The 25,038-nt window shown below is 45.9% G+C and carries 22 protein-coding genes; 10 read left to right on the forward strand and 12 right to left on the reverse strand.

Going from position 1 to position 25,038, the window contains the following annotated elements:
- Positions 1-255 precede the first annotated feature (255 nt).
- Positions 256-1,266 carry an oxygen-dependent tRNA uridine(34) hydroxylase TrhO gene (trhO, locus tag AC0VYA_RS04580; RefSeq protein ID WP_475490218.1) on the forward strand — a complete coding sequence of 337 codons (1,011 nt, stop codon included), beginning with the start codon at positions 256-258 and terminating at the stop codon, positions 1,264-1,266.
- Positions 1,267-1,358: 92 nt separating this feature from the next.
- On the forward strand, positions 1,359-1,607 hold the full coding sequence (locus AC0VYA_RS04585) for an EF-hand domain-containing protein (protein ID WP_475490219.1): 249 nt from the start codon (positions 1,359-1,361) through the stop codon (positions 1,605-1,607).
- A gap of 87 nt (positions 1,608-1,694) precedes the next feature.
- Here the strand turns inward: AC0VYA_RS04585 and AC0VYA_RS04590 are convergent, their stop codons facing one another.
- Both AC0VYA_RS04590 and AC0VYA_RS04595 read right to left on the reverse strand, forming a co-directional pair.
- Positions 1,695-2,870, reverse strand: a complete 1,176-nt coding sequence (locus AC0VYA_RS04590; protein ID WP_041713360.1) for a saccharopine dehydrogenase family protein — start codon at positions 2,868-2,870, stop codon at positions 1,695-1,697.
- Between the two features lie 217 nt (positions 2,871-3,087).
- Positions 3,088-5,697, reverse strand: coding sequence for a TonB-dependent receptor plug domain-containing protein (locus tag AC0VYA_RS04595; protein ID WP_475490220.1), 2,610 nt, complete (start codon positions 5,695-5,697; stop codon positions 3,088-3,090).
- Positions 5,698-5,924: 227 nt separating this feature from the next.
- On the opposite strand from AC0VYA_RS04595, the gene AC0VYA_RS04600 reads away from it, so the two are divergent.
- Positions 5,925-6,068, forward strand: a complete 144-nt coding sequence (locus AC0VYA_RS04600; RefSeq protein ID WP_475490221.1) for a hypothetical protein — start codon at positions 5,925-5,927, stop codon at positions 6,066-6,068.
- A gap of 86 nt (positions 6,069-6,154) precedes the next feature.
- Here AC0VYA_RS04600 and pyk read toward each other — a convergent pair whose 3' ends face one another.
- Both pyk and AC0VYA_RS04610 read right to left on the reverse strand, forming a co-directional pair.
- Positions 6,155-7,591 carry a pyruvate kinase gene (gene pyk, locus AC0VYA_RS04605; protein ID WP_475490222.1) on the reverse strand — a complete coding sequence of 479 codons (1,437 nt, stop codon included), beginning with the start codon at positions 7,589-7,591 and terminating at the stop codon, positions 6,155-6,157.
- A gap of 340 nt (positions 7,592-7,931) precedes the next feature.
- On the reverse strand, positions 7,932-8,786 hold the full coding sequence (locus AC0VYA_RS04610; protein WP_006990603.1) for a MurR/RpiR family transcriptional regulator: 855 nt from the start codon (positions 8,784-8,786) through the stop codon (positions 7,932-7,934).
- Positions 8,787-9,061: 275 nt separating this feature from the next.
- On the opposite strand from AC0VYA_RS04610, the gene zwf reads away from it, so the two are divergent.
- The 5 genes from zwf to AC0VYA_RS04635 are packed head-to-tail and all read left to right on the forward strand — an operon-like array spanning position 9,062 to position 14,688.
- Entirely contained in the window at positions 9,062-10,552 is a 1,491-nt protein-coding gene (gene zwf, locus AC0VYA_RS04615; protein ID WP_011573854.1) for a glucose-6-phosphate dehydrogenase, read from the forward strand.
- Position 10,553: 1 nt separating this feature from the next.
- Positions 10,554-11,246 carry a 6-phosphogluconolactonase gene (pgl, locus tag AC0VYA_RS04620; protein ID WP_475490223.1) on the forward strand — a complete coding sequence of 231 codons (693 nt, stop codon included), beginning with the start codon at positions 10,554-10,556 and terminating at the stop codon, positions 11,244-11,246.
- 9 nt (positions 11,247-11,255) lie between these two features.
- Positions 11,256-13,079: a phosphogluconate dehydratase gene (gene edd, locus AC0VYA_RS04625; protein WP_011573856.1), complete on the forward strand. Its 1,824-nt coding sequence runs from the start codon at positions 11,256-11,258 to the stop codon at positions 13,077-13,079.
- A 2-nt stretch (positions 13,080-13,081) separates the two neighbouring features.
- Positions 13,082-14,035, forward strand: a complete 954-nt coding sequence (locus tag AC0VYA_RS04630) for a glucokinase (protein ID WP_011573857.1) — start codon at positions 13,082-13,084, stop codon at positions 14,033-14,035.
- Positions 14,036-14,040: 5 nt separating this feature from the next.
- Positions 14,041-14,688 carry a bifunctional 4-hydroxy-2-oxoglutarate aldolase/2-dehydro-3-deoxy-phosphogluconate aldolase gene (locus tag AC0VYA_RS04635; protein WP_006990598.1) on the forward strand — a complete coding sequence of 216 codons (648 nt, stop codon included), beginning with the start codon at positions 14,041-14,043 and terminating at the stop codon, positions 14,686-14,688.
- A gap of 70 nt (positions 14,689-14,758) precedes the next feature.
- On the opposite strand, the gene AC0VYA_RS04640 is transcribed toward AC0VYA_RS04635, so the two are convergent.
- The 8 genes from AC0VYA_RS04640 to argC all read right to left on the reverse strand — a co-directional run bounded on the left by AC0VYA_RS04640 (position 14,759) and on the right by argC (position 22,369).
- On the reverse strand, positions 14,759-15,166 hold the full coding sequence (locus tag AC0VYA_RS04640; RefSeq protein WP_011573858.1) for a YkgJ family cysteine cluster protein: 408 nt from the start codon (positions 15,164-15,166) through the stop codon (positions 14,759-14,761).
- A 65-nt stretch (positions 15,167-15,231) separates the two neighbouring features.
- On the reverse strand, positions 15,232-15,582 hold the full coding sequence (locus AC0VYA_RS04645) for a HopJ type III effector protein (RefSeq protein ID WP_475490224.1): 351 nt from the start codon (positions 15,580-15,582) through the stop codon (positions 15,232-15,234).
- A gap of 77 nt (positions 15,583-15,659) precedes the next feature.
- Positions 15,660-16,970, reverse strand: a complete 1,311-nt coding sequence (argA, locus tag AC0VYA_RS04650) for an amino-acid N-acetyltransferase (RefSeq protein ID WP_011573860.1) — start codon at positions 16,968-16,970, stop codon at positions 15,660-15,662.
- Positions 16,971-16,993: 23 nt separating this feature from the next.
- Complete coding sequence (argH, locus tag AC0VYA_RS04655; RefSeq protein ID WP_475490225.1) at positions 16,994-18,370, reverse strand: argininosuccinate lyase; 1,377 nt, start codon at positions 18,368-18,370, stop codon at positions 16,994-16,996.
- The gene (locus AC0VYA_RS04660) at positions 18,370-19,608 is read right to left on the reverse strand and encodes an argininosuccinate synthase (RefSeq protein ID WP_011573862.1); all 1,239 of its coding nucleotides are present in this window, start codon (positions 19,606-19,608) and stop codon (positions 18,370-18,372) included. Before AC0VYA_RS04660 ends, argH begins: the two co-directional genes overlap by 1 nt.
- A gap of 35 nt (positions 19,609-19,643) precedes the next feature.
- On the reverse strand, positions 19,644-20,561 hold the full coding sequence (locus AC0VYA_RS04665) for an ornithine carbamoyltransferase (protein WP_191866758.1): 918 nt from the start codon (positions 20,559-20,561) through the stop codon (positions 19,644-19,646).
- Positions 20,562-20,570: 9 nt separating this feature from the next.
- Positions 20,571-21,344, reverse strand: a complete 774-nt coding sequence (gene argB, locus AC0VYA_RS04670) for an acetylglutamate kinase (RefSeq protein ID WP_011573864.1) — start codon at positions 21,342-21,344, stop codon at positions 20,571-20,573.
- Positions 21,341-22,369, reverse strand: a complete 1,029-nt coding sequence (gene argC, locus AC0VYA_RS04675) for an N-acetyl-gamma-glutamyl-phosphate reductase (protein WP_475490226.1) — start codon at positions 22,367-22,369, stop codon at positions 21,341-21,343. The genes argB and argC overlap by 4 nt, the downstream gene beginning before the upstream one ends.
- Before the next feature lie 340 nt (positions 22,370-22,709).
- Here argC and argE point away from each other — a divergent pair, with 340 nt between their 5' ends.
- Both argE and AC0VYA_RS04685 read left to right on the forward strand, forming a co-directional pair.
- A complete protein-coding gene (gene argE, locus AC0VYA_RS04680; protein WP_475490227.1) occupies positions 22,710-23,855 on the forward strand; it encodes an acetylornithine deacetylase in 1,146 nt (381 codons plus the stop codon).
- 86 nt (positions 23,856-23,941) lie between these two features.
- Positions 23,942-25,018 (forward strand): Kelch repeat-containing protein, encoded by a 1,077-nt coding sequence (locus tag AC0VYA_RS04685; RefSeq protein ID WP_475491030.1) that lies wholly within the window; start codon positions 23,942-23,944, stop codon positions 25,016-25,018.
- Positions 25,019-25,038 lie beyond the last annotated feature (20 nt).

Here is a 25,038-nt window from a genome sequence, read left to right on the forward strand (position 1 = left end):
CCTCGATTTTTTGGTTGTGAAATATAAACGTTTGTTTTGTTAAATGACTAAAAAATGGTTTTTTTGACCATTACAGTTGCTGAGTCAGAGTACGCTTTTGTAGTAAGCGTGAAAAAAGGTTGATTTAGGTCAGTAAAACGCTGGCCAGTTGCGCTTACACTTTTAATCTTGATGCGGTTTTGCTATATTTCCGGCGCTTTTTTAAGCATCCCATTAACTGCTCTGGATTTACGGTCCAAATCGCAAGGAACTACAATGCAAAATCAAACATCTGCGCCGGTTGTCGTGTGCGCTTTATACAAATTCGTGACCCTCGAAAACTTTGAGGAAATGCGCCAACCCCTGTTAACGTTTATGCAAGATAACGGTATTAAAGGAACGTTGTTGTTAGCGGAAGAGGGGATCAATGGCACCGTTTCTGGTTCTCGCGAGGGTATCAATGCGTTATTGAACTACCTGAATGAAGACCCGCGCATTGCGCCTATTTCTCATAAAGAATCGTTGGACGAAACCCAGCCTTTTCATCGCACCAAAGTAAAGTTAAAGAAAGAAATCGTCACCATGGGCGTGGAAGGCATAGACCCTCTTCGTACTGTGGGTACCTATGTGAAGCCGAAAGATTGGAATGCGTTAATCTCAGACCCTGATGTCACCGTTATCGATACGCGCAACGATTATGAAATCGAAATCGGTACCTTTAAAAATGCCATTAATCCTAATACCGAGTCTTTTCGTGAGTTTCCGCAATACGTTAAAGACAATTTAGAGCCGTCTAAGAATAAGAAGGTCGCTATGTTCTGCACGGGTGGTATTCGTTGTGAAAAATCAACCGCGTACTTGAAAGAGCAAGGTTTTAACGAGGTTTACCACTTAGAAGGCGGCATTCTTAAGTACTTGGAAGAAGTCCCGAAAGACGACACCTTATGGGAAGGGGATTGTTTTGTCTTCGATAATCGGGTTGCGGTCAATCATGACTTACAAAAAAGTGAATACGACCAGTGTTATGCCTGTCGTTTGCCCATTACCGAAGAAGATAAGGCAAGCCCACTTTTTGAAGCTGGAGCCAGCTGCCCTAAATGTCATGGTACGCATAGCGAAGAGCAACTTAAACGCTTTCGTGAGCGTGAGAAACAGGTGAACCTTGCGCGCGAACGCAACGAAGCGCATGTGGGCGAAGACGCCACTAAGGCCATAAAATTACGCCGCCAGCAAAAAGCTGCACAAAGGCGAGCTCAACGCACCGCTGCTGGAAAAAGCAACGGTTAGGCACCTTGCTTCATGCGCTTTTACTTGTCGGCGTAGACATTGGGTTATATGAAAGGGTACACTCACCCTAACTTAATTAATGTGGTTTAAACATGGCAAATCAAGAGACATTAGCGCCAGAAAAGGTCGCTGAAATTCGTAAAGAATTTGATTATTTTGATACAGATAAAAATGGCGAAATAGGCCTAACTGAATTCATTGAATTGTTAACTATCATATCGCCAAAAACCAAGGCGAGTCATGTCGAAGAAGGTTTTGGTTTGATTGACAAGAACAATGATGGCTCAATCGACTTCGAAGAGTTTTTGGAGTGGTGGCAGCAATCTTGGTGGGAATACTAAACCCATTTTTTTGTCAGATTAACGAACAATCCAATTACCAAAAAGCCCAAGCATTGCTTGGGCTTTTGATTTTCTAACTGTAGATTTTTACAGTTGCTTAAACGTCAGACCAGCATTATCCACTAACCGCGTAATGAGCTTGTCACCCATGGCTGAGGCAGGTGTTAAAATGCCCCCTGGGGTATCACCGGCATCTTTAATAAGACAAAGTGCAGCTTCGGTAATCATGCGTGACGTAGAGCCGTAACCAGGGTCAAGGGTTGCGCCAACACTGACCGTTAGGTTTTGACCATCTTGATCATTACCCACAAACAAAACTTCATAAAAGCCATTTTCGCGCTCTTCTTTGCTTGGGCCTTCGCCGGGTTTAGGGCCGCCGTCTTTCATCATGCCTTTATCGCTCGCAACGGCTTTAGCAATGCTTTCGCCTTTCTCACCTGGACCTGTCATCAACATTTCGTCATAAACAAAATCGCTGCCGTATTGGTGGCTAAGCAACATGTTGCTGCGATGCACGTTACGGGTGTTGATGGCAGCCATGATAAAAGGAGTGACCCAGGTGTTGAGTGACTCTTCAAAATAAGGTTTATCTCCTGCAGGTTGTTCGGTACCTGCAAACCCTGGAGTCAAAGAAAAGGGATTTAGCAATAACTGGAATTGTTTAGGATCTTGCTTGGCAGCCGCTAGCGTTGCTTTCAAACTTGCTGCTGTACCACCAGAGAAAGTCCCCTGCATCTTCTTTACGCGACCTTTGACTCGGTTAAACGTATGGCCGAACTTTTCTTTGGCTAATTGCTGCAAGTGATACACGCCCAAATCGAACGGGATGGAATCAAAGCCACATGAGAAGACGATGCGTGCACCGCTTTCTTTGGCTGCAGCTTCGTTCGCATCAATCATGTGGCGCATCCATACTGGTTCACCGCACAAATCAACGTAATCAACACCCGATTGGGCACACATGGCGACTAGCTCAGAGCCATAAAGCTGATAAGGACCAACGGTGGTCAATATTAAGCGTGTGTTATCAAGCATCGCTTGCATAGAGGATGCATCTTCTGCGTCCGCCACTACCAAAGGGATATCTTTTGGTGCGCCTATTTCATCTCGTACTTGAGCGAGCTTATCAGCGCTACGACCCGCCATCGCCCATTTAAAGCTGTTGTCATCTTTATATTGCTTAGCCAAGTATTCTGCTACAAGTCGGCCGGTGAAGCCTGAAGCGCCATAAACGACGATATCGAATTCTTTATTTGTGCTCATCTTATTCATCTCTTTTCAGTGTAGATGGGCTAATAGTAAAACCAGATGCTGGTGGCTTCACTTTATTTGATTGATGCCTAACTATAGCGAAGACGAATTCACCCAAAAAGTGAGGATCATGGGTTGGCAAGCGTGTAAAGGGAGAGTGCACAAGAAGGCTTTGAGAATAACTCGCTATCAACAAACACGCTGATAGCGAGTGGATACACTTGCTAATTTAGAACTTATAAGTTGCTTGCACGTACATGAAGCGACCTTGCGAGTTATGGGTGCCCACTACATGCCCCATATAATCGTGGTAGCTAAAGGGAGGCTCTTCATTGAACAGGTTAGTTGCCCCAAGGGTTAATATTGTATTGTTTATGCCGCTGAAATTAACGGTTGTGTCTACTGTGATCATAGAATCAATATCAGGCAATATTGTGCCGTCGGATTGCACTCGCACCGAGGCATCTTGTTCAAATTCGCCGATGTAGTTAACCGCAACATTCGCGCTCCAGTCGTCTTTTACCCAAGACCCTGCAGTTGTCCAGCGCACTTCGGGTTGTTCGAACTGTCCTTCTTGGGTATCAATGCGACCTCCAGTGCGAATATCTTCATAGTTCAATACATAATTTAAAATGTAGTTAATCTTAAAGTCACCTAACGAAGTTTCAGTTTTATAGCCTAAATCAAGGTCAAGACCTGAGGTTTTGATGTTCCCTAAATTTTCGAACTGGTCGAAGATACGTACTACTTCCCCTGGGTCGCCTGGAATATTAGATGGCAATCGTTCCACCACCTCTGGATTACTCCCTTGGGTGGTAAACTTAAATTGGGTGTCTTTATTGATCACATTTTCAATGTCATAATTGTAATAATCTAACGAAAAATCAATGCTTTGGGTGATTTCATAAATAACACCAAAGTTATAGCTTTCTGACTCCTCAGGGCCAAGGTCGGGGTTGCCAGTTAACACCGCAGTGTACTCTTGTGGCTCACAGGCCTTGTTAACATTGCCCACTGCATCACAACGAACATTATCGACTAAGTTAGGTGACTCATCCGTGCTGCCCAGCCCAATTTGATGTAAAGACGGCGCACGGAAGGCGGTGCCATAAGAGCCTCGAATAGACAATTCATCCATCGGTGTCCAGATAAAAGCCACTTTGGGATCAGTCGTTGTGCCAAAATCGCTATAATCTTCGTGGCGCACGGCTAACTGAACATTGAAGGTTTCTGTGACAGGGATCGCAAGTTCAGCGAATACAGCCGTGTTGTCCCGTTCGCCGTTGGCCTGGGTTGCTTCAGTGCCAAACACTTCGCCTCGTATGAACTGATCATCTGGATTATCACTGATCTCTTGCTCTCGATACTCAGCGCCAACTGCCAACATCAATTCGCCGGCTGACATATTCATGATCGGACCTGACACTTGCGCATCAAACGATTTACTGGTGGACTTACCATAGCGAGTCGTTTGGGTTTCAATGTAATCGAGTGCTTCTTGGGAATTGCTTGAAGGCTCAAAGGGGTTCCACAAACCACTGTCTATGGCTTCTTGGGTGCGTCGAGAGTTAGGAAAGCCATTGACACCTCTCTCAATTGAGTCACTTTTAATATAACTGTAAGCGACTTCCCAATCCCAGTCACCGAACCCACCTTCAAGACCCATTACCGTGCGATAATAATCAGAATCCACTCGTTTTTCTCGGTTGCCTATTTCAACTGTGCGTCGGCGCATAGTTAAATCTTGTTGATAGAAAGGATGTGTAGGGTCGTCAGCAAAGGGGTGATTAATATTGTCCCCTGACATAAACAATTCATTGAAGCTTGGGCTACCAGCACCACGGATCGTGGTTTTTGAGTTTTGTCCGTTTAAGTCAATAAATGCGCGTACATCGTCATTGATCTCAAACTTACCCATGTACATAAAGCTAACGCGCTCTGATGCCGGTATAGACGAACTAAACGGTGCATAATCATAACGACATAAATCCCCCACTATTTGGTCAGCTGGACATACGTCATTTCCGAAAGTGTCAGGTAAGCGCACTGTGGAATCCGAGGCAAGGGCAATGGTCCCAGGGTAGCCAGCTGAGCTTCTGAAATCAGTCGCGTAGGGATCATTTGGCCTAAGAGCGGACTGATTAGATGAGCTTGCGTAATCACGATCCGCATAGAGTATTTCTTCTCTATCGAAATAATCTAATACAAAGGTGTGGCTAGATTTGTCAGAGCTAGTACCAAACAGCAAACTTGCGTTTGATTCTGCACCTCCTCCATCAGCGGTATCACCATATTTTCCCGACAATTCTAAACCGTCGAAATCGTCTTTCATGATGATATTGATAACGCCAGCGATGGCGTCAGAGCCATAGGTAGCTGAGGCTCCGTCTTTTAAAATGTCTACTCGCTTGATGGCTGATAAGGGAATGTTGTTGATATCCACGAACGCGGTATCGATCGAGTTGGCAAAAGGCGATACAGAGACTCGTCGACCGTTAACCAATATCAGGGTTGAATCGGCTCCGAGTCCACGCAGAGAAACACTAGAGCCGCCATTGCCTGTGCCGTCACTACTGTTGCCTTGGGTTGAAAACGTGCCTTGCCCAGCAATGGGTAACTTAGTAAACAAGCCAATTAAATCAGTAACCCCTGTGTTGGCAATTTCCTCAGCGGACAAGGACGTGACAGGAGAGGGGCCTTCTAAGTCGCCTCGGCGAATGTGCGAGCCTGTTACTTCTACTCTTTCAATGCTGGTATCGGAATTGCTTTGAGCATGAACCTGCAAACTGGATGCGATAGCAACGGCTACCACCGTGAGTTTTAAGTGATTAAATTTCATGTATGTTCCTGGATTAATTATATTTTTTTTAGCGTTTTAAATAAGAAGTAAGAACACTTCTTTCTTGGCGGGTATGTGGCATTAATTACCCTAGTGACAATTCCTATCCTAAGCGACATGATATTGATTTTGCAACAATTTTAGGTAAAAAAAACCACCTCATACAAGGTGAGTGTGATTCATAATGGACGGCACTGGTGTTAATCAACTCGCTAAGGAGATTTGAAATGTTGCAGGTTCAGCAGGCGTTCTTACACGTCAGCTTATCAATAAACTATGGGTCTAAAAGGTTACTTATGGAGAAGAAATTCATGCCTGGGATAGCGCTTTATGTGGGCAATGTGTTGATGCAGGGGATTGGTGATATTTGACTAAATTAAAGAGCATAAAAAAGCCGGGATAAATATTATTCGTCCCGGCTTCAAATTTAGTTTGCTGATATAGCTGCTAGAGCCGTTTAGCTAACCGCTACAATCTTACACGCATTGGTGCCGCCTACGGTTTCCATGGTATCGCCATAAGTCATGATAAAGAGATCGCCTGTTTCAAGCATGCCTTTTTCTTTCATGATAGCAACCACGTCTATGGTTAACTCGCCCGGGCTACTGCCACGAGAGTCAAAGAATACCGGCTTAACGCCACGGTAAAGCGCCATAATATTTAACGTTGACTCATGACGTGACAAAGCGTAAATCGGCAATGAAGTCGTGATACGAGACATCAAACGCGGTGTGCTACCACTCTCTGTTAAAGCAACAATGGCTTTCACTGTGCTTAAATGGTTTGCAGCGTACACGGCACTCAGTGCTAATGTTTCGCTCACAGAGCCAAAGCTTTCGTCCATGCGGTGCTTAGAAATCTTAACACTTGGGTGGGTTTCTGCACCCACACAAACACGGGCCATTGCTGCCACTGTCTCTACTGGAAAATCACCGGCAGCGGTTTCAGCCGATAACATCACGGCATCTGTACCATCTAATACTGCGTTAGCCACATCCATGACTTCAGCACGTGTAGGCATTGGGCTGGTGATCATTGATTCCATCATTTGAGTGGCTGTGATAACCACTTTGTTTAGCTGACGAGAACGGGCAATCAATTTCTTCTGCACACCCACTAGCTCAGCATCACCAATTTCTACACCTAAGTCGCCACGAGCAACCATGACCGCATCTGATGCTTCAATAATGTCGTCGATGGCTTCGTCAGTGGCAACCGCTTCAGCACGTTCCACTTTGGCGCAAATCATTGCGTGACAACCCGCTTTTTCCGCTAGCTGGCGTGCATAACGTAAATCATCGCCTGAGCGCGGGAAAGATACGGCTAAGTAATCAACGCCGATAATTGCGGCTGTCTTAATGTCTTCTTTGTCTTTCTCAGTTAATGCTTCCGCTGAAAGGCCACCACCTAGACGGTTGATCCCTTTGTTGTTCGACAACTTACCTGCAACCGTGACTTGCGTATGAACTTTATTACCTTGTACTTCCATTACTTTAAGCTGAATACGGCCGTCATCTAACAAAAGAATGTCGCCGGTGTTCACGTCTTTAGGCAGTGCCTTGTAATCGATACCAACAGCTGCTTGGTCGCCTTCATCACGACCCATATCGGCATCAAGAATGAATTTGTCACCTAAAGCAAGAATGATCGAACCTTCTTTAAATTTAGCCACACGGATTTTAGGACCTTGTAAATCACCCAAAATAGCGATGTATTTGCCAAGTTTCTTTGCTACCTGACGTACTTTATCCGCACGGTCAATGTGGTCTTGTGCCGTGCCATGAGAGAAGTTCATGCGAACAACGTTTGCTCCGGCTTGAACTATGCCCTCAATTTGTTCAACTGTGTCTGTTGCTGGGCCCAATGTAGCTAAAATTTTGGTTCGTCTTAACATAGGTAATTTGCTCTGGTTGTGGCGCATACTGTTTCAGGAATGCAGGTAATAAATATTGTGTACGGGTATAACAATTTTGTGTCAGCAGATTAACGATAGACCAGATAATATACTCAGTCGCATATCATCGAATTTGACATTAATCTTACGGCTATCAGTGTGTGATTATAGCAAGTGAATCTGACAGATTAATTACTGTTTCGTAATTTAATTACGAAAATATTAGATTAATAAGTCATTATTGTGAAATTTTTTAACAAAAAAAGCTATTAAAGCGCGTTAAATGGGCTGAGGTCAGACCAATCAGGGTTATTAAGGCGCCTTTCTTTGTAAAATTTACCTACTGTTCATTCCGCTTATCGTAACGAGAGCCTCGCAAGGTATCTTTAACTCGTTTCAAGTTTTCGCGGAATTTAGTACCTCTTCGTAAAGTAAAGCCTGTCGCTAATATATCGATTAACGTTAGCTGGGCAATACGTGATGCCATAGGCATATACATGTCTGTATCTTCAGGCACTTCTAATGACAAAACTAAATTACACTCTTTCGCCAAGGGACTATTTTGCGAGGTAATGCCTACCACGGTAGCATCATTACTGCGGGCAATTTGTGCGACTTCCACTAAGCTTTTTGTGCGACCAGTGTGAGATATAAGCACAACGACATCGTCTTCAGATGAGTTCATACAACTCATACGCTGCATCAAAATATCTTCAAAATAGACAACCGGAACATTGAAACGAAAGAACTTGTTTAGGGCATCATGAGCGACCGACGCTGAGGCGCCAAGGCCAAAGAAGGAAATTTTTTGCGCCTGTGTCAACAAATCTACCACTCTGTTGATCGTATTGATATCAACCGATTGGCGGGCAACCTCGAGTGAGGCCATAGTCGATTCGAAAATCTTTTTGGTGTATTCCTCAGGGCCATCATCTTCTTCAACGTGTCGGTTAACGTAAGGGGTGCCATTCGCGAGGCTTTGGGCTAGGTGTAATTTAAAATCAGGATACCCCTTGGTATCCAAGCGTCTGCAAAAACGATTAACAGTGGGCTCGCTGACATCAGACATCTTAGCCAAGGTGGCGATGCTGCTATGGATAGCGACTTGAGGGTTGGCCAAAATGACTTCGGCGACCTTACGTTCTGACTTGCTGAACGCTAATTTATGCTGAGTTATTTTTTCAAGAATATTCATATGCCCACAGAATTTTTAACTAAAATCATGAAGTAGGCACAAGAATAGCATTGTCGACAGCAAACTTGGTAACCTTCTTGTAACTTTTTGACAAAAATCGGTGAAATACTCGGTTTTTAAGGCAGTGGAGGCACAGAAAGCGTCGCCTTTTCTTAACAAACGTTGTAAAATTACAACATTTGTTGTTAACTGTGGGCAAAGATAAGTCATGATTGAAGTGTTATTATTAGCCCAATTCCAATCACGCAGTTTTATTAATTAGCAGGTTAAACACAATGACGTTAGATAATTCATCCGCCCCGTGCGACTTTGTTCTATTTGGTACTAAAGGTGACTTAGCTCGCCGCAAATTACTTCCGTCGCTTTACCAGTTAGAGAAAGCAGAACTCATGCACGCTGAAACATCGATTTTAGGGGTAGCCCGAGACGACATCAGCTTGCAAGACTACGTAGCACTTGTAAAAGAAAATATTGAACAGTTTAGTGGCGAGACCCTTTGTGATGAAACATGGGAGCGTTTCTCCGCTAAATTAGATTATGTGTGCGTTGATATGAAAAACGCAGAAAGTTACAGCGTTTTCGGTGAGCATGTTGATGCCTCACGCACCATGGTCTGCTACTTCGCTACGCCTCCTTCTATCTTCGGTGATATTTGCCGTGGCCTCAAAGCGGCAAACGTTATCGATAAAAGCATGCGCGTTGTTCTTGAAAAGCCGATTGGCCACGATTTAGCGTCCTCTAAGGTGATTAACGATCAGGTCGCTGAGTTCTTCGATGAGTCACAAATTTACCGTATCGATCACTACCTAGGTAAAGAAACGGTTTTAAACCTGATTGCGCTGCGTTTTGCGAACTCTATCTTCGCGACCAATTGGGATCACAACAGTATCGATCATGTACAGATCAGTGTGGCTGAATCGGTGGGGATTGAAGGGCGTTGGGGATATTTCGACACCGCTGGACAAATGCGCGACATGGTCCAAAACCACTTGTTGCAAATTTTGACATTGATTGCCATGGAACCGCCAACAACCTTGGATGCTGACAGTATTCGCGGTGAAAAATTAAAAGTCTTAAAAGCGTTACGTCCCATCAACTCAACCAATATCAATCAGAAAAGTGTTCGTGGACAATATATTGGTGGTTTTGTGAAGGGCAAAGAAGTGCCTGGTTATCTGGACGAACCGGATGCAAACCCACGTAGTGAAACAGAAACTTTTGTAGCGCTAAATGTGGACATTGATAACTGGCGTTGGGCTGGTGTGCCGTTCTATTTACGCACGGGTAAACGCCTGCCGAACAAAACCAGTGAAGTGGTTATTTATTTTAAACGCCAGCCTCATAACTTATTTGAAGACAGTTTCGCACAGTTGCCACCGAACAAGCTCACCATTCGTTTGCAGCCGGATGAAGGCGTTGAGGTCACAGTCATGAACAAAGTTCCTGGTTTGACAGGGACTAGCGGTATGGATTTGCAGAAATCACGTTTGAACTTGAGTTTCTCTGAGGCGTTCCAAGATGATCGTATCGCTGATGCCTACGAAAAATTACTGCTTGAAGTGATGCTGGGTAATCAAGCCTTGTTCGTTAGCCGTGATGAAGTGGAATTTGCTTGGAAGTGGGTTGACGGCATTATCGATGCTTGGAAACACACCAATGAGCCGCCTGAGCCTTATCAAGCCGGCACGTGGGGACCAGTGGCCTCAATCGCTCTACTCGCCCGTGAAAACCGAGCATGGTACGAAAGCCGAATAGGAAAGAAATAATATGTCACTAACTGAAAATAACTTTCAATCAACTGATGAACTTAATTCTACATTCGCACAGCGTATCGTCGATATTTTGAAAGATGGCATCAGTGAGAACGGCCGAGCGAGCTTGGTTGTTTCTGGTGGACGAACACCTAAAGCGTTGTTTAACTCATTATCAAAAGTGGAACTCGACTGGAGCAAAGTAGACATCAGCTTAGCCGATGAGCGCTGGGTAGAAACAGACGATGACGCCAGCAATGAAAAAATGGTGCGTCGAGAGTTACTGCAAAACAACGCAGCAGCTGCCAATTTTGTTGGCCTTAAAACCGAGCACGAGGATGCTAAAGATGCGGTTGAAACCTGCACTGCAAATCTTGCCAAATTACATACTCCTTTCGATGTATTGATCCTGGGCATGGGGGAAGACGGGCATACTGCTTCTTTGTTCCCATGTTCAGATCAGATCCACCAAGGTTTAGACCAGGGCGCGCGTCGTACGTACATTGCTGTACAACCTACGACCGCACCGAACCAACGCATGTCGTTGACCTTACCCGCACTGTTAAACAGTAAAAATGTATTTTTGCATTTAACAGGGGACAGTAAAAAACAGGTACTGGACAAAGCGATAAAAGGTGGCGATGAGCACGAAATGCCCATTCGCGCGGTGATAAATAACGCCGATGTCGAATTAATGTGGGCTCCCTAGGAGAAAAATATGAATTCTATTATTCAAGAAGTCACCCAACGCATCATTGAGCGCAGCCAAGGCTCGCGCAAGGCGTATTTAGACAAAATTGAAAAAGCCCGTTTACAGGGGCCACATCGTGGGACTTTGTCGTGTGGTAACTTGGCGCACGGTTTTGCAGCATGTGGTGCTGAAGACAAGGCCGACTTGCGTAGCATGACAAAGTCGAACATTGCGATTATTTCATCGTACAACGACATGTTATCTGCACATCAGCCTTACCACGATTATCCAGAAATTCTTAAGAAGGCCATTCAGCAAGTGGGCAGCGTGGCGCAATTTGCCGGTGGCGTACCTGCAATGTGTGATGGCGTTACCCAAGGTAACGCTGGTATGGATTTAAGCCTAATGAGCCGAGACGTGATTGCCATGTCAACGGCGGTGGCATTGTCGCATAACATGTTTGACGGCACATTGATGCTCGGCATATGTGACAAAATCGTGCCCGGATTATTGATCGGTGGATTAAGCTTCGGTCATCTACCGACCATTTTTGTCCCTGCTGGCCCTATGCCATCAGGTATTCCAAATAAAGAGAAAGCCCGAGTGCGTCAAATGTACGCTGAGGGCAAAGTGGGCCGTGAAGAATTGCTTGAGGCTGAGTCTCAGTCTTATCACTCTGCGGGCACTTGTACTTTTTACGGTACGGCTAACAGTAATCAATTGGTGGTTGAGACCATGGGCTTGCATTTACCTGGCTCATCGTTCGTTAACCCAGGCACGCCATTGCGTGAAGCCTTAACCGATGCAGCTGCACGTCAAGTGACGCGCATCACTGACCTAGGTGAAGATTACCGCCCAATCGGTCACATTGTTGATGCGAAAGCTATCGTCAATGGTTTAGTTGCGTTACTAGCCACTGGCGGCTCAACTAACCACACTATGCACTTGGTTGCCGTTGCTAAAGCTGCTGGCTATACCATTAACTGGGATGACTTCTCTGATATTTCAGATGCTGTTCCTTTGCTTACCCGCATTTATCCCAATGGCTCTGCTGATATTAACCACTTCACTGCTGCTGGCGGTATGGCATTATTGTTCAGAGAATTATTGAATGCAGGCTTGCTACACAACGACGTGAAAACTATCTGTGGCGATGGCCTTGAGCGTTATACCCAAGAGCCAATGCTTGAAAATGGTGAACTGGTTTGGCGAGATGGTCCAACTGAGTCATTCGATAAAGAAGTGGTTGCCAGTGTTGAAAAGCCATTTAAGCCAGACGGCGGACTATCGGTATTAACCGGTAACCTAGGTCGTGCGGTAATGAAAACGTCAGCTCTGCGTGAGCCTCATTGCAAAATCAAAGCCCCTGCAGTTGTATTTGAAGATCAATTCGAACTAGCAGCGGCGTTTAAAGCCGGTGATTTAGACAAAGATTGCATCGTGGTTGTGCGCTTCCAAGGGCCGTCAGCTATTGGTATGCCAGAGCTTCACAGTCTTACGCCTCCTCTTGGTGTACTGCAAGACAAAGGTTATAAAGTTGCTCTAGTGACTGACGGTCGTATGTCAGGTGCCTCGGGCAAAGTGCCAGCCGCAATTCACTTAACACCTGAAGCGGTAAAAGGTGGCTTAATCGCTAAGGTAAACAGCGGCGATATCATCGAATTGGATACAGAAACTGGCCACATGACATTGCACGTAGATGAAGCTGAATTGTCCGCTCGAGAAGCGAAAGTGACTGACGTTGCCTCTCATCAGGTGGGTATGGGCCGCGAAATGTTTGCCGGTATGCGCTCAACGTTAACGGGTGCCGAGCAAGGTGCTTGTTCTCTTTTCGTCGGACAGGATGATTAATCGTGACAACTAATTTTGTTGCGGATATTGGTGGCACTAATATTCGTTTGGCGCAGGTCGTTAACGGACAAATCGCTGACATTCGCAAATACTTGTGTGCTGATTTTGCCACTTTGAATGACGCAATAAAACAGTATTTTTCAGAGTTTCCCGCAACCCAATTCGCTGCTGGTTGTTTGGCCATTGCCTGTCCTGTTGAAGGTGACCACGTCAAAATGACCAATCACTACTGGGCTTTTTCTATTAAAGAAGTGCAGGGTGATTTGGGCTTAAGTTGGTTGGGCGTGATCAATGATTTCACCTCAGTGGCCCATTCATTGCCTTTGCTAGGCGAGGACCAAAAAGTGCAAATTGGGCAAGGGGCAGCGATACCCGGTGCCAATATAGCCGTTTTTGGACCTGGTACTGGCCTAGGTGTGGAACACCTAACTTGTACCGATGGCAAATGGAAAGCGCTTGATGGGGAAGGTGGACACGTTGATTTTTCAGCTGTCGATGAAAATGACATTGCGATTCTGCGCTTTTTGACCAAAAAGCTAGGCCACGCCTCAGCAGAAGAAGTGATGTCAGGACGAGGGATTGTTCATATTTATGAGGGGTTGGCTGCGGCCAGAAATGTGCCGTCAGAGTATAGCGACGCAGCAGATATAACCTCTAGAGCAATTGATAACAGTTGTTCACTGTGCCGTGAAACACTAGAACAGTTCTGTCGCATTATGGGAAGTTTCGCTGGCAACTTAGCCCTTAACTTATGTACACGCGGTGGTGTTTATATCGGTGGCGGGATCGCCTCTCGATTTGTTGAGTTTATTCAACAAAGTGAATTTCGCGCACGCTTTGAAGCAAAAGGCCGGTTTCGTCATTACGTAGCTGGCATACCTACATACATTATTACCGAGCCCGATCATGGTTTGATTGGTGCCATGGCATACCTACAACAGCATTATAAAGGTTAACTACAATGACAAAAAATTGGAAAGTTTCGTCTCAAGATGTATTCAGTCAAGGACCAGTGGTTCCTGTATTGGTGATCAAAGATGTAAAGCATGCGGTCCCTCTTGCTAAAGCATTAATTGCTGGCGGTATTCGTGTATTGGAAGTGACATTGCGCACAGAAGCAGCACTGGACGTAATTAAAGCTATCGCGACTGAAGTGCCAGATGCCATCATAGGTGCAGGTACGGTAACGAATGCTAAGCAATTAGCTGAAGTTGAAGCGGCGGGTGCTATGTTCGCAATAAGCCCTGGCATGACATCTGACTTATTGGATGCAGGTAATAAAGGCGGTATCGCGCTCATTCCTGGTATCTCTTCTATTTCTGAATTAATGCGCGGAATTGACTTCGGTTATACCCACTTTAAATTCTTCCCAGCTGAAGCCTCCGGTGGCGTTAAAGCCATTAAAGCGATCGGTGGGCCATTCCCTGACATCGCGTTTTGCCCAACAGGTGGCATAAGCCCAACTAATTACCTTGAGTATTTATCATTGCCTAACGTGCGTTGTGCAGGCGGCTCTTGGTTAGCACCTGACGATGCTGTTGAAGCGGGTGATTGGGATCGTATTACTGAGCTGGCTAAACAAGCCGTTGCTGGCGCAGCCGGTATTTAATTCATCGTTAAGATGATTAAGAAGGCCACGAAAGTGGCCTTTTTTGTGTCTGCCGGTTTGCCCCTGAGGATTATTTATCAAATGCTGGGCGGCTGTCTTTCATCAATATATCGAGCTCTCGCTGAGCCTTTACTGGATCATCCAAGTCGTTATCTTCCAGCATTTCACATTCGTCGTTGATCATTTGTTTTACGGTGACCGGGTAATACCGACAGTCATCAGGGCGATCGAAATAGATATCGCAAGTATAAATATCTTTGCTGTTCTCAATGGTTTTGTCTGCTGGCACGACGCGTAAGAAGGGGCAATGGTTCAGCAACTTGCCCGTGTCTGGGCTGGCCCAAATCAAGCCTTTTTTAACGTACTGAGCGATATCCGGTCGAAACAGCTCCCACATATCGATTTCGCTGTCGGTGACAGACAAGCCGCCATCACCGTATTGGGTGCAACACTTTCCGCACTGGGTACACTCTTTCATGCTCGCTTAACCGCTATTTGATGATGGATGGGGGAAACAAACAATCTTAGCAAGCTTTATGAGACTTATGCTGTTAATGGAGACAGTGCAGCGGACTCGAATTTAATTCCCTGCCAACCTGTATTCATAAAATTTCTGATATTACCGTGATCGTTGGCGTCAGGGTGCTGCAATACATCGTTGCGGTAAAAGGTACCAAATAAGTGCAATGTTTCAGTTTCCGTTAATTGATTGAGTTGCGCAAAGTAAAAAATCTTGCATGAACCTTCATTGCTGCCTTTTTCATTGACCACGTCACCATTGGTGAATGCGGTTGCTGTGTATCGGTAGTGTTGTTGTATCGTATTAATCACTTGGCTGAACTCAACACTTTGTGGTTGGGTACGCACTTGGGTGATCAGATCTTGAATGGTCATATTAGTCCTAAATAAAATGAGAAATAGAAAAGCAGCTTCGAAGTAAGCTGCTTGTGTGGATGCATGTTTTGCGTGGATTACAGCGTTAACACAAAGACTTTTGAGTTACGCTGAAAATTGTATAGTTGTTTCTTTTTAGCGGGTAAATCATCGAGTGTGGCTCGTACGAAGCCTTGTTCCTGAAACCAGTGAGAGGTCACTGTAGTCAAGCAAAATATCGAGGTTAACCCCTGTAACTTTGCTTGTTCACAGATGGCGCTTAAAAGGCGCTCACCACGATTCCCACCACGGTAATCAGTATGCGTTGCTACGCACGCTAGCTCGCCGCATTGCTCCTCTAAATAAGGGTACAGCGCCGCACAGGCTATGGTCATGCCGTCACGTTCAATGATGGTGAATTGTTCGATTTCACGCTCTAATATTTCACGGGAGCGCTTCACCAGAATACCTTTCTCTTCCAGCGGGTTGATGAGGTTTAGAATACCGCCCACATCTTCAATGGTCGCCGTACGTATCTGCTCGTAATAGCTTTGCGAAATAAGCGAGCCTGCGCCATCTCGAGTGAAAAGCTCTTGCAATAGCGCGCCGTCTTGGCCGTAACTAACACAATGGCAACGGCTAACGCCTGACTCCAGACTGTCGATAATCGTTTGAATGCTGTGCTTTTCTTGCTGTAAATGTGCTTGCTCTAGCATAGGGTACAAAGAGTTGAGCTGAATATTGCGCAACAAACGCCCTGTTTCATCTACAAGGCCATCTTTTTCCGTAAAGATAATCAGCTTGTCAGCATTCAACGCTTTAACTGCGTTAGTCGCTACATCTTCGTGGCTCAAGTTAAATACTTCACCCGTGGGGGAGTAGCCCATAGGTGGCAGTAGTACAATTGAGCCATCGTCAAGATGGTCATTTATGCCAGTTACATCAACCCGACGTACCAAACCAGTATGCTCGAAGTCCACGCCGTTACGCACGCCGATAGGCATAGCCACCACTAAATTACCGGAGCACACACGAATTTGCGCGCCGTGCATAGGTGAATTAGCCAAGCCCATGGTGAGCAAGGCTTCAATTTGTGAGCGCACAGAGCCCGCAGCATCTTTCACGCACTCAAGGGTTTGCTTATCGGTGATCCGCACGTCTTCTGAAAAACGCGGTTCTACTTTACGCCAGACGGCACGTTGATCAATTTGCGGTCGCGCGCCGTGTACCAGTATCAAGCGTACACCTAAGCTGTTAAGCAAGGCGATATCCTGAATAATGTTGGCAAAGTTTGCATCTTCAACTGCTTCACCACCAAACATCAATACGAAGGTTTTACCCCTGTGCGCATTGATGTAAGGCGCCGAATTGCGAAATAGCTTTACGCTGTCGTTGTGTGAAAGTACCACGTGTTTTCCTTACACTTACATCGCTATTTTTTGAACGATGCTTTAGCATTAGCCAGCGCTTCGAGTACAGGCTTAATGCCCGTTCCACCCAAGATGTCGCGCTTGTTGACCAAATATTCAAGTTGTAGAACAGGGTAGACATCCTCTTCTATAACGTCTGAATACACTTTAAGTTCAGCGATGGAGAGCTCTTCAATAGCCTTTTTCTTTTCGAGGGCGTCCAGCACGACTCGACCAGAAATATCGTGGGCGGTTCTAAATGGAATCCCCTTATCGACAAGGTAATCAGCAAGCTCAGTCGCATTAGCATAACCCTCACGGGCGGCTTTCGCGCAGCGCTCGCTATCAAGTTTGATGCTATCAACCACTTCACAAGCGATGCGCAAACAGATATGCCATTGATTCGTCGCGTCGAACAAGCCTTCTTTGTCTTCTTGCATATCTTTGTTATACGCAAGGGGCAGACCTTTCATGGTCACAAGCAAGGCTTGTAAGCTACCGAACACTCGCCCACATTTACCGCGCATCAGCTCTAATGCATCAGGGTTTTTCTTCTGAGGCATCAAGGATGAACCAGAAGTAACCGCGTCACCTAACTGTATAAAACCTGCCTCGCCTGAGTTGTAGAAGATTAAATCTTCCGCCATGCGCGACAAGTGCATCATGCTGGTACTGGCGACAAAAAGAAGCTCTAGCACGTAATCACGATCAGATACCGCATCAAGGCTGTTGATGCACGGGCTGTCAAAACCAAGCTCTTCGGCAATCGCTTGACGGTCGATAGGGTAGGTTGTGCCAGCAAGTGCACCGCTACCTAAAGGACACTGATTCAAACGGGCTTTTAAGTCATGCAGACGACTCAAATCGCGTTTTAGCATTTCAACATAGGCCAAGCACCAGTGCGGGTAGCGCACCGGTTGAGCACGCTGCAAGTGGGTGTAGCCAGGTAAAATAACGTCTTGATTGACATCAGCGTTACCCACTAATGACGCAATAACCGCTTCAACATCCTCAACCAGTAAATCAACGTGTTCACGGGTCCATAAACGAAAATCCGTGGCAACTTGGTCGTTACGGCTGCGGCCAGTGTGTAATTTGCGCGCCACATCGCCGAGTTGCTCGATTAAGGTTGCTTCTACAAAGCTGTGAATATCTTCTTCACTGCTGGCGTCAAAATCGAGCTCACCGGCATCCGCTTTTACCAACAAGGCTTTAAGGGCTTCTTCAAGCTGTTGGTGCTCGTCTTGGTTCAGTACCCCCGCTTTTGCAATGGCACGTGCCCATGCTATTGAGCCGCGAATATCTTGGCTCGCCAACACTCTGTCGAATGGCAGTGAATCGTTAACAGTGCGAAACATCGCACTGCTGCCATCTTGAAAACGTCCGCCCCACAAGCTCATTATTCGATACCTGTGTTTTTGAACGGAATGCCTTCTTTGTTTAGCGCGCTGATGCGGCTAGACAAGCTATAAAGACGGATGAAGCCTTCTGCATGGCTTTGGTCGTATACGTCATCCGCACCAAAGGTAGCGAAATCTTCAGAGTACAAGCTGTTTGGTGAACGGCGCTGCGTTACCGTTGCTTGGCCTTTATACAATTTAACGACTATGTCGCCCGTTACTTTGTCAGCAAAGCTTGCTGCACCGGCAAGCAGTGCATCGTTTAGGGGGGTGAACCAACGGCCGTCATACATGACATGTGAGAACTCTAAACCGATTTGCTCACGGTATTTAAGCGCAGCTTTGTCTAACACTAGGCTTTCAAGGGCTTTGTAAGCCGCAAGCATGACTGTTCCGCCTGGGGTTTCATAACAACCACGTGACTTCATGCCCACTAGACGGTTTTCTACGATATCGATACGACCCACGCCGTGTGCACCAGCAAGCTCGTTCAATTTAACCAAGCATTGGTAAGGGCTAAGGGCTTCACCGTTTACTTTTACCATGCGGCCATGTTCGAAACTGACTTCAACACGCTCAGGTGTATTCGGCGCATCTTCAGGAGAAACGGTCATGGTCCATACTTCTTTGGTTGGCTCGCACCAAGGATCTTCAAGCTCACCGCCTTCGTGTGAGATATGCCATGCGTTTGCATCACGGCTGTAAATTTTGGTGGCTGACGCTGTGGTTTTAATGTCACGCTCGGCCAAATAAGCCAATAAATCTTCACGTGATACCATGTCCCACTCACGCCAAGGAGCAATAACGGTTAGCTCAGGTGCGAGTGCAGCAAAGGTGCCTTCGAAACGTACTTGGTCATTACCTTTACCTGTACAACCGTGGCAAAGTGCATCTGCGCCTACTTTACGTGCGATTTCAACTTGTGCTTTGGCGATAATAGGGCGCGCCATTGATGTACCAAGTAAGTACTGACCTTCATATACTGCGCCTGTAGTAATAGTGGGGTAGATGTAGTCAGATACAAATTCGTCTTTTAAGTCCACGATATAGCATTCGCTGGCGCCGGTTTTGATGGCTTTTTCACGTAGACCTTCTAGTTCCTCGTCTCCTTGACCTACATCAGCTGCGAACGCGATAACTTCACAGTCATAGTTCTCCTTCAACCAAGGAATGATGGCTGATGTATCCAAACCACCTGAATAGGCTAATACTACTTTTTTGATGTTTTTCTTGCTCATTGTCTGTACCTAAAAATTAAAAGTGTTAAATGGGGTTAAGCTGCGCCGCCAAGAAGGTGCACTAAAATGGCATTCTGGGCGTGCATTCTGTTTTCTGCTTGCTGCATCAAAATAGATTGCTCTGAATCAATCAAGGTGCCGCTAATTTCTAAGTCGCGATGGGCAGGTTGGCAGTGCATAACGTATTGAGCACCGGTTGACTGCATCATCGCTTCATCGATTTTGTATTTGCCAAACGCTTGTTTGATGGTCTCAAGTGGGGTGTCATCGCCCATCGAAATCCATGTGTCAGTATAAAGTGCATGAGCACCGTTAGCCGCTTCTACGTCGTGACTGATAACTAATTTGCCACCATTTTGCTCGGCTTTTTGCTGAGCAAGCGTGACAATAGCAGGGTCAACTTCATAGCCAGGAGGGGTAATGACAACCACCTCGCAACCTAACGTTACGCCCACAATCATCAAAGAGTGAGTGACGTTATTACCATCACCGATATACGCTAGTTTAACTTTGCTCAAATCGCCAAGACGTTCGGTTAAGGTTAAGTAGTCGGCCATGGCTTGGCACGGGTGGTACATATCACACAGTGCGTTGATAACAGGTACTTTGGCTGAACTGGCTAATTCTTCTAAGGTTGAGTGCGCAAAAACCCGTGCAACAATAGCGTCAGCCCAACAGGCAAGGTTGTTACCCATGTCTTTCACGTCTTCACGGCCTGCTAATTTATTTGACTGGCTGTCTAAATAAACAAGGTGCCCGCCTAGTTTGTTGATACCTATATCAAAGCTCACTCGGGTGCGCAGTGACGGTTTCTCAAATAAGGCAACAATTGATTTACCTGCCAAGGCTTGGCGGTAGTCAGCTGGATTATTCTTAATGGTGACGGCCAGTTGCAAGAGTGCATTGAGGTCTTTAGCAGACCAATCAGTGAACGACAGTAGATCCTTTTTCATGGAGGTACCTTAAATATTTGGGATTATGGTAGTGCCAACGGGTTCACCCGCCAGCAATCCTAAGAGTTGCTCTGGTGTTTGCCAACTGGCAATCGTGATGGGGCGCTGCAAGCTTGTTGCTGCATCGAGTGCGGCATCCACTTTTACTTGCATCCCATCTATGATCACGCCTGATTCGACTAATTCGGCAATGCCTTTAGCCGTAAGTTGGTTTATCAGGTTTTTATTGTGATCGAGCACACCAGGCACATTCGATAGCAACAACAAGTCAGCATTTAACAGCTGAGCAATAACCGTTGCCGCTTGATCGGCATTTACATTGAGTAAATTGCCTTTTTCATCGGCACCTATGGAGCTGATAATCGGCAGGATATTCGCCTCGAGCAATAAATTCAACATAGTCGGTGAATTTGCTTTCGCTACGCCCACTGCACCAAGGGCAGGATCGAGCACAGAGCAGCTTGTCATAGCGCCATCAGCCAAGCATAACCCGACTGGTGTGGTGTTAGCGCGAATGGCAAAAGCACAAAGTTGCTTATTGGCAGTCCCCGCCAAAGCGCCCGTAATATAAGGCATATGCTCAGGCGGCGTGACGCGTAAACCATTCACTTTAGTACTGGTAAATTGCAGAGCTTGCAACAACTGCTCAACCATAGGGCCGCCGCCATGCACGAGTACGACTGGGCGACTTTGCTGAAGTTGCTTAATAACCGTCAGCAATTGTAACGCTTCGGCGGTGGCTTGCATGAAAGCGCCACCGACCTTTATGACTAACGGGTTCATGCTGACACCTCGTGCACTAAGCCAAGTTGTGATGCGAACCCAAAGCGAAGGTTGGCACATTGTACCGCTTGAGAGGCCGCGCCTTTCAGTAGGTTATCGATGGCACTGGTCACAACCAAGTAACCTTTTTGGGTATCAAGCTTCCAGAATAAATCGCAGTGGGGTGTGCCTACAACATCATCCAACTTGGGCCAAGTATCGCGAATACGCACGATGGGGTGGTTCTGATAGGCATGACTGAATGCGTTTGCAACGGCACCTGCGTCTACATCAGCGTTTACTTTGACGGTAATGGTTGCCAAAATTCCCCGTTTGAAATTACCCAGATGAGGAGTGAATATGACTTCACGACCTAAGTAGGCGCTGATCTCAGGTTGATGACGATGACCTAGTACACCATAAGCTTGCAGGCTAACTTCGCAGAAACTACTGCCCATGACCGCTTTACGACCAGCACCAGACACACCAGACACAGCATTAATAATAGGTAAATGACCATCAGCGATTAAGCCCGCTTCGTGTAAGGGCTTTAATGCACTCAGCGACGCTGTTGGGTAGCAACCTGGTACGGCAATAATATCAGCGCTTTTAATATCCTCTGCAAACCAATCGGCGAGACCGTAGACGGCTTGCTTTAAGCTGGCCGCTTGCTTATGAGTAAAACCATAGTAGTCCGCAAAAACCTGTTGGTCTTTGAGTCTAAACGCCCCTGATAAGTCAAACACTTTGGCTTTGCCCGATGATAATACTGGCATCCAATCATGACTTGCCTCATGGGGGGTCGCTAGAAAAATCACGTCCATTTCGTTTGCAAGCGAATGCAAAACGTCGTCGGTTAACGGGATCAGTGGCAAATTGATTTGCCCGAATAGATAACCGTGTACGTCTCCGAGCTTTTTATCAGCATCTTGGCTTTTGGCTGATACATATATGGCGTTTAGTTCAAAGCGTGGGTGGCGATGAATTAAAGAGGCTAATTCGGCACCGGTATATCCACTGGCGCCGACAATACAAGTTTTGATCATAAAACGTATATCTCTAATAGTCGTGTGACTTAATGTTACTAAATGAAGGTGACAAAAATAAAAAATCACCCAAGACCTTTAGCAAATACTAAAGGTCTGGGTGAGCTAAACGCTACAGACCTCGACTTATCGTCGATACAACATGCTGGCGAAGCTAGGCAGGGAATCGAATTGTGACGTTATTGAAATCATATGCGAAATTAAACCGAATTAAGATATTATGTCTAAATAATCTAGACCAAATATGTATTTGCAAAGTGGCTAAATCATGTTGGCGATAAGCATGCCATGTGTTATATATTTATGCAAATAAAATGAATAATTATTTAAAGGGAGGCTTATGCCGTCTTTGTCTTTTTTAGAACGTTATGCACATATCATCAATACTCCCTCTATTAGCGCCTTTAGTGCAGATTTAGACCAATCAAACCGCGCCATTATCGATCTGCTAGCAGGCTGGTTTAAAGACTACAATTTCCACATAAGTATTCAACAAGTGCCCAATGCGCGAAATAAGTACAACATGCTAGCTAAAATTGGCAGTGGTGAGGGGGGGCTACTACTATCCGGCCATTCGGATACTGTGCCCTTTGACGACAATAAATGGCAATTTGACCCTTTTAAAGCACAAGAAAACGATGGCAAGTTATACGGTTTAGGCACCTGTGACATGAAAGGTTTTTTTGCGTTCATCTTAGAAGCGATTCAAGACATTCCTCTAAAAGATTTAAAGAAGCCTTTGTATATTTTGGCTACTGCAGATGAAGAAACGTCCATGGCGGGAGCGCGGTTTTTTGTGGAGCAACAATTGATTAAGCCAGACATGGCGATCATCGGTGAGCCCACAGAGCTTAAGCCGATCTTTAAGCACAAAGGGCATATGGGGCATAGCCTGAATATTCAAGGTAAAGCAGGGCATTCAAGCGATCCAGCAAAAGGGGTCAATGCGATTGAGATCATGTACCAAGCCATAGGGAAACTTATCGCTCTAAAACAACAGTTGTCTGAAAATCATAGAGATGATGCCTTCAGCGTGCCAGAGGTGACTATGAATCTCGGGCATGTTCACGGGGGCGATGGGGAAAACCGTATTTGCGGACACTGCCAATTAAATTTTGATTTGCGCGCTATTCCCTCACTAAGTGACGAAGAAGCCATTGCCATGATTGACGAAGCACTTGCCCCGCTGATGCAAAAATATCCACAGCGCATAACTCGTGAGGCGATGTACGAAACAGCGCCAGCTTTTGGTTGTCGAAATGAGCAGGGTATTCTTGAATTGGCCAAAAAACTAACGGGCTTTGATCCTGTCAGTGCTAATTACGCCACCGAAGCGCCATTTATCAATCAATTAGGCTGCGACACCATTGTATTAGGCCCTGGCAGTATTGATCAGGCCCATCAACCAGATGAGTTCATCTCGTTGCATTATGTTGACCCAACCGTCACATTACTGCGTAACTTCATCAAGCAGGTCTGCTTTTAATGGCCGAGTTGATTCAGGACATGGCACAACGAGTTAATTCAGCAACGTCAGTAAGCCTTTTCGTAAAATCACTGGGGGCAGCGGTAATGATTTTATCGGCAAGTGCAATTGGGGTACAAAATGCTAACGCTGAATCCAAGATAAAGGGACGCTACCCAGCAATGCCTGAACCAGTTACCAACAATGCGGTGGTCAAAGTCGATACTGAAAATGGTCATTTTTTGTTATCTTTCATGGGGCTAGGAGCAGGTAAAACGCATGAAGATGTTCACAACAAGGTGTGGGCTCTAGAGCTTGCAGGTGAATCATTTACGCCAAGCAAAGCTTGGCAACAAAAATCACCCGTGCCGTCGAGTTTACCCCAGTCTGGTCGCTTAGCCAGTATTGCCGTTGGTGTAGGCGATATGGCACTTTTGTTTGGTGGTTACACCGTTGATGCTGCGCATAATGAAGTGTCAAGCCCAGACAACTTTCGCTATGACGTTGTTACGGATACCTACTACCCCATAGCTCAGACGCCAGTGCCCGTGGACGATGCAGTCGCACTCGTTTTTCAGCAACGTTACGTATATCTGATTAGCGGTTGGCATAATGACGGTAACGTCAATTTAGTCCAAATTTACGATGTGAAAACAGATTCATGGCATCAAGGTTCGCCTTTTTTAGGTAATCCCGTTTTCGGTCATGCAGGTGCGATTGTGGGGGAAAATATTATGCTTTGTGATGGCGTTAAGGTGGATGCTCAACCAGATAAACGGCGTACGTTTTCCGCAGAACCAGCTTGCTACCACGGAACGATTGACAAGAGTGATATCAAAAAAATTGATTGGCGCACAGTAGCGCACCCTACATCGAGTGCACGTTATCGTATGGCTGCAACCGGTAATGTTGCCAGTAATTCAGCCATCTTCGTGGGCGGTTCAGATAACCCATACAATTATAACGGCACGGGTTACGATGGTGAACCATCAAGTCCGAGCAATGAGGTGTGGCGCTACGACTTTACTCAGTCGAGTTGGAATGTCTCCCACACGGACTCGCCTACGATGGATCACCGGGGCTTATTGGCCGTGGGCATAGGGGAAAATAAGCATTTTGTCACGCTAGGTGGAATGATAGAGCAGCAAAAAGTATCAAACGCTGTACATCGCATCGATTTATAGGGCGCTACAGCGCTACTGTG

It is taken from the genome of Paraglaciecola sp. QJM3NY_14, assembly GCF_056173245.1.

Excerpts from the sequence above, each read along its gene's own strand:
- trhO (WP_475490218.1), top strand. The coding sequence starts at position 256 with ATGCAAAATCAAACATCTGCGCCGGTTGTCGTGTGCGCTTTATACAAA.
- AC0VYA_RS04585 (WP_475490219.1), top strand. The coding sequence starts at position 1,359 with ATGGCAAATCAAGAGACATTAGCGCCAGAAAAGGTCGCTGAAATTCGT.
- AC0VYA_RS04590 (WP_041713360.1), bottom strand. The coding sequence starts at position 2,870 with ATGAGCACAAATAAAGAATTCGATATCGTCGTTTATGGCGCTTCAGGC.
- AC0VYA_RS04595 (WP_475490220.1), bottom strand. The coding sequence starts at position 5,697 with ATGAAATTTAATCACTTAAAACTCACGGTGGTAGCCGTTGCTATCGCA.
- AC0VYA_RS04600 (WP_475490221.1), top strand. The coding sequence starts at position 5,925 with ATGTTGCAGGTTCAGCAGGCGTTCTTACACGTCAGCTTATCAATAAAC.
- pyk (WP_475490222.1), bottom strand. The coding sequence starts at position 7,591 with ATGTTAAGACGAACCAAAATTTTAGCTACATTGGGCCCAGCAACAGAC.
- AC0VYA_RS04610 (WP_006990603.1), bottom strand. The coding sequence starts at position 8,786 with ATGAATATTCTTGAAAAAATAACTCAGCATAAATTAGCGTTCAGCAAG.
- zwf (WP_011573854.1), top strand. The coding sequence starts at position 9,062 with ATGACGTTAGATAATTCATCCGCCCCGTGCGACTTTGTTCTATTTGGT.
- pgl (WP_475490223.1), top strand. The coding sequence starts at position 10,554 with ATGTCACTAACTGAAAATAACTTTCAATCAACTGATGAACTTAATTCT.
- edd (WP_011573856.1), top strand. The coding sequence starts at position 11,256 with ATGAATTCTATTATTCAAGAAGTCACCCAACGCATCATTGAGCGCAGC.
- AC0VYA_RS04635 (WP_006990598.1), top strand. The coding sequence starts at position 14,041 with ATGACAAAAAATTGGAAAGTTTCGTCTCAAGATGTATTCAGTCAAGGA.
- AC0VYA_RS04640 (WP_011573858.1), bottom strand. The coding sequence starts at position 15,166 with ATGAAAGAGTGTACCCAGTGCGGAAAGTGTTGCACCCAATACGGTGAT.
- AC0VYA_RS04645 (WP_475490224.1), bottom strand. The coding sequence starts at position 15,582 with ATGACCATTCAAGATCTGATCACCCAAGTGCGTACCCAACCACAAAGT.
- argH (WP_475490225.1), bottom strand. The coding sequence starts at position 18,370 with ATGAGCTTGTGGGGCGGACGTTTTCAAGATGGCAGCAGTGCGATGTTT.
- AC0VYA_RS04660 (WP_011573862.1), bottom strand. The coding sequence starts at position 19,608 with ATGAGCAAGAAAAACATCAAAAAAGTAGTATTAGCCTATTCAGGTGGT.
- AC0VYA_RS04665 (WP_191866758.1), bottom strand. The coding sequence starts at position 20,561 with ATGAAAAAGGATCTACTGTCGTTCACTGATTGGTCTGCTAAAGACCTC.
- argB (WP_011573864.1), bottom strand. The coding sequence starts at position 21,344 with ATGAACCCGTTAGTCATAAAGGTCGGTGGCGCTTTCATGCAAGCCACC.
- argC (WP_475490226.1), bottom strand. The coding sequence starts at position 22,369 with ATGATCAAAACTTGTATTGTCGGCGCCAGTGGATATACCGGTGCCGAA.
- argE (WP_475490227.1), top strand. The coding sequence starts at position 22,710 with ATGCCGTCTTTGTCTTTTTTAGAACGTTATGCACATATCATCAATACT.
- AC0VYA_RS04685 (WP_475491030.1), top strand. The coding sequence starts at position 23,942 with ATGATTTTATCGGCAAGTGCAATTGGGGTACAAAATGCTAACGCTGAA.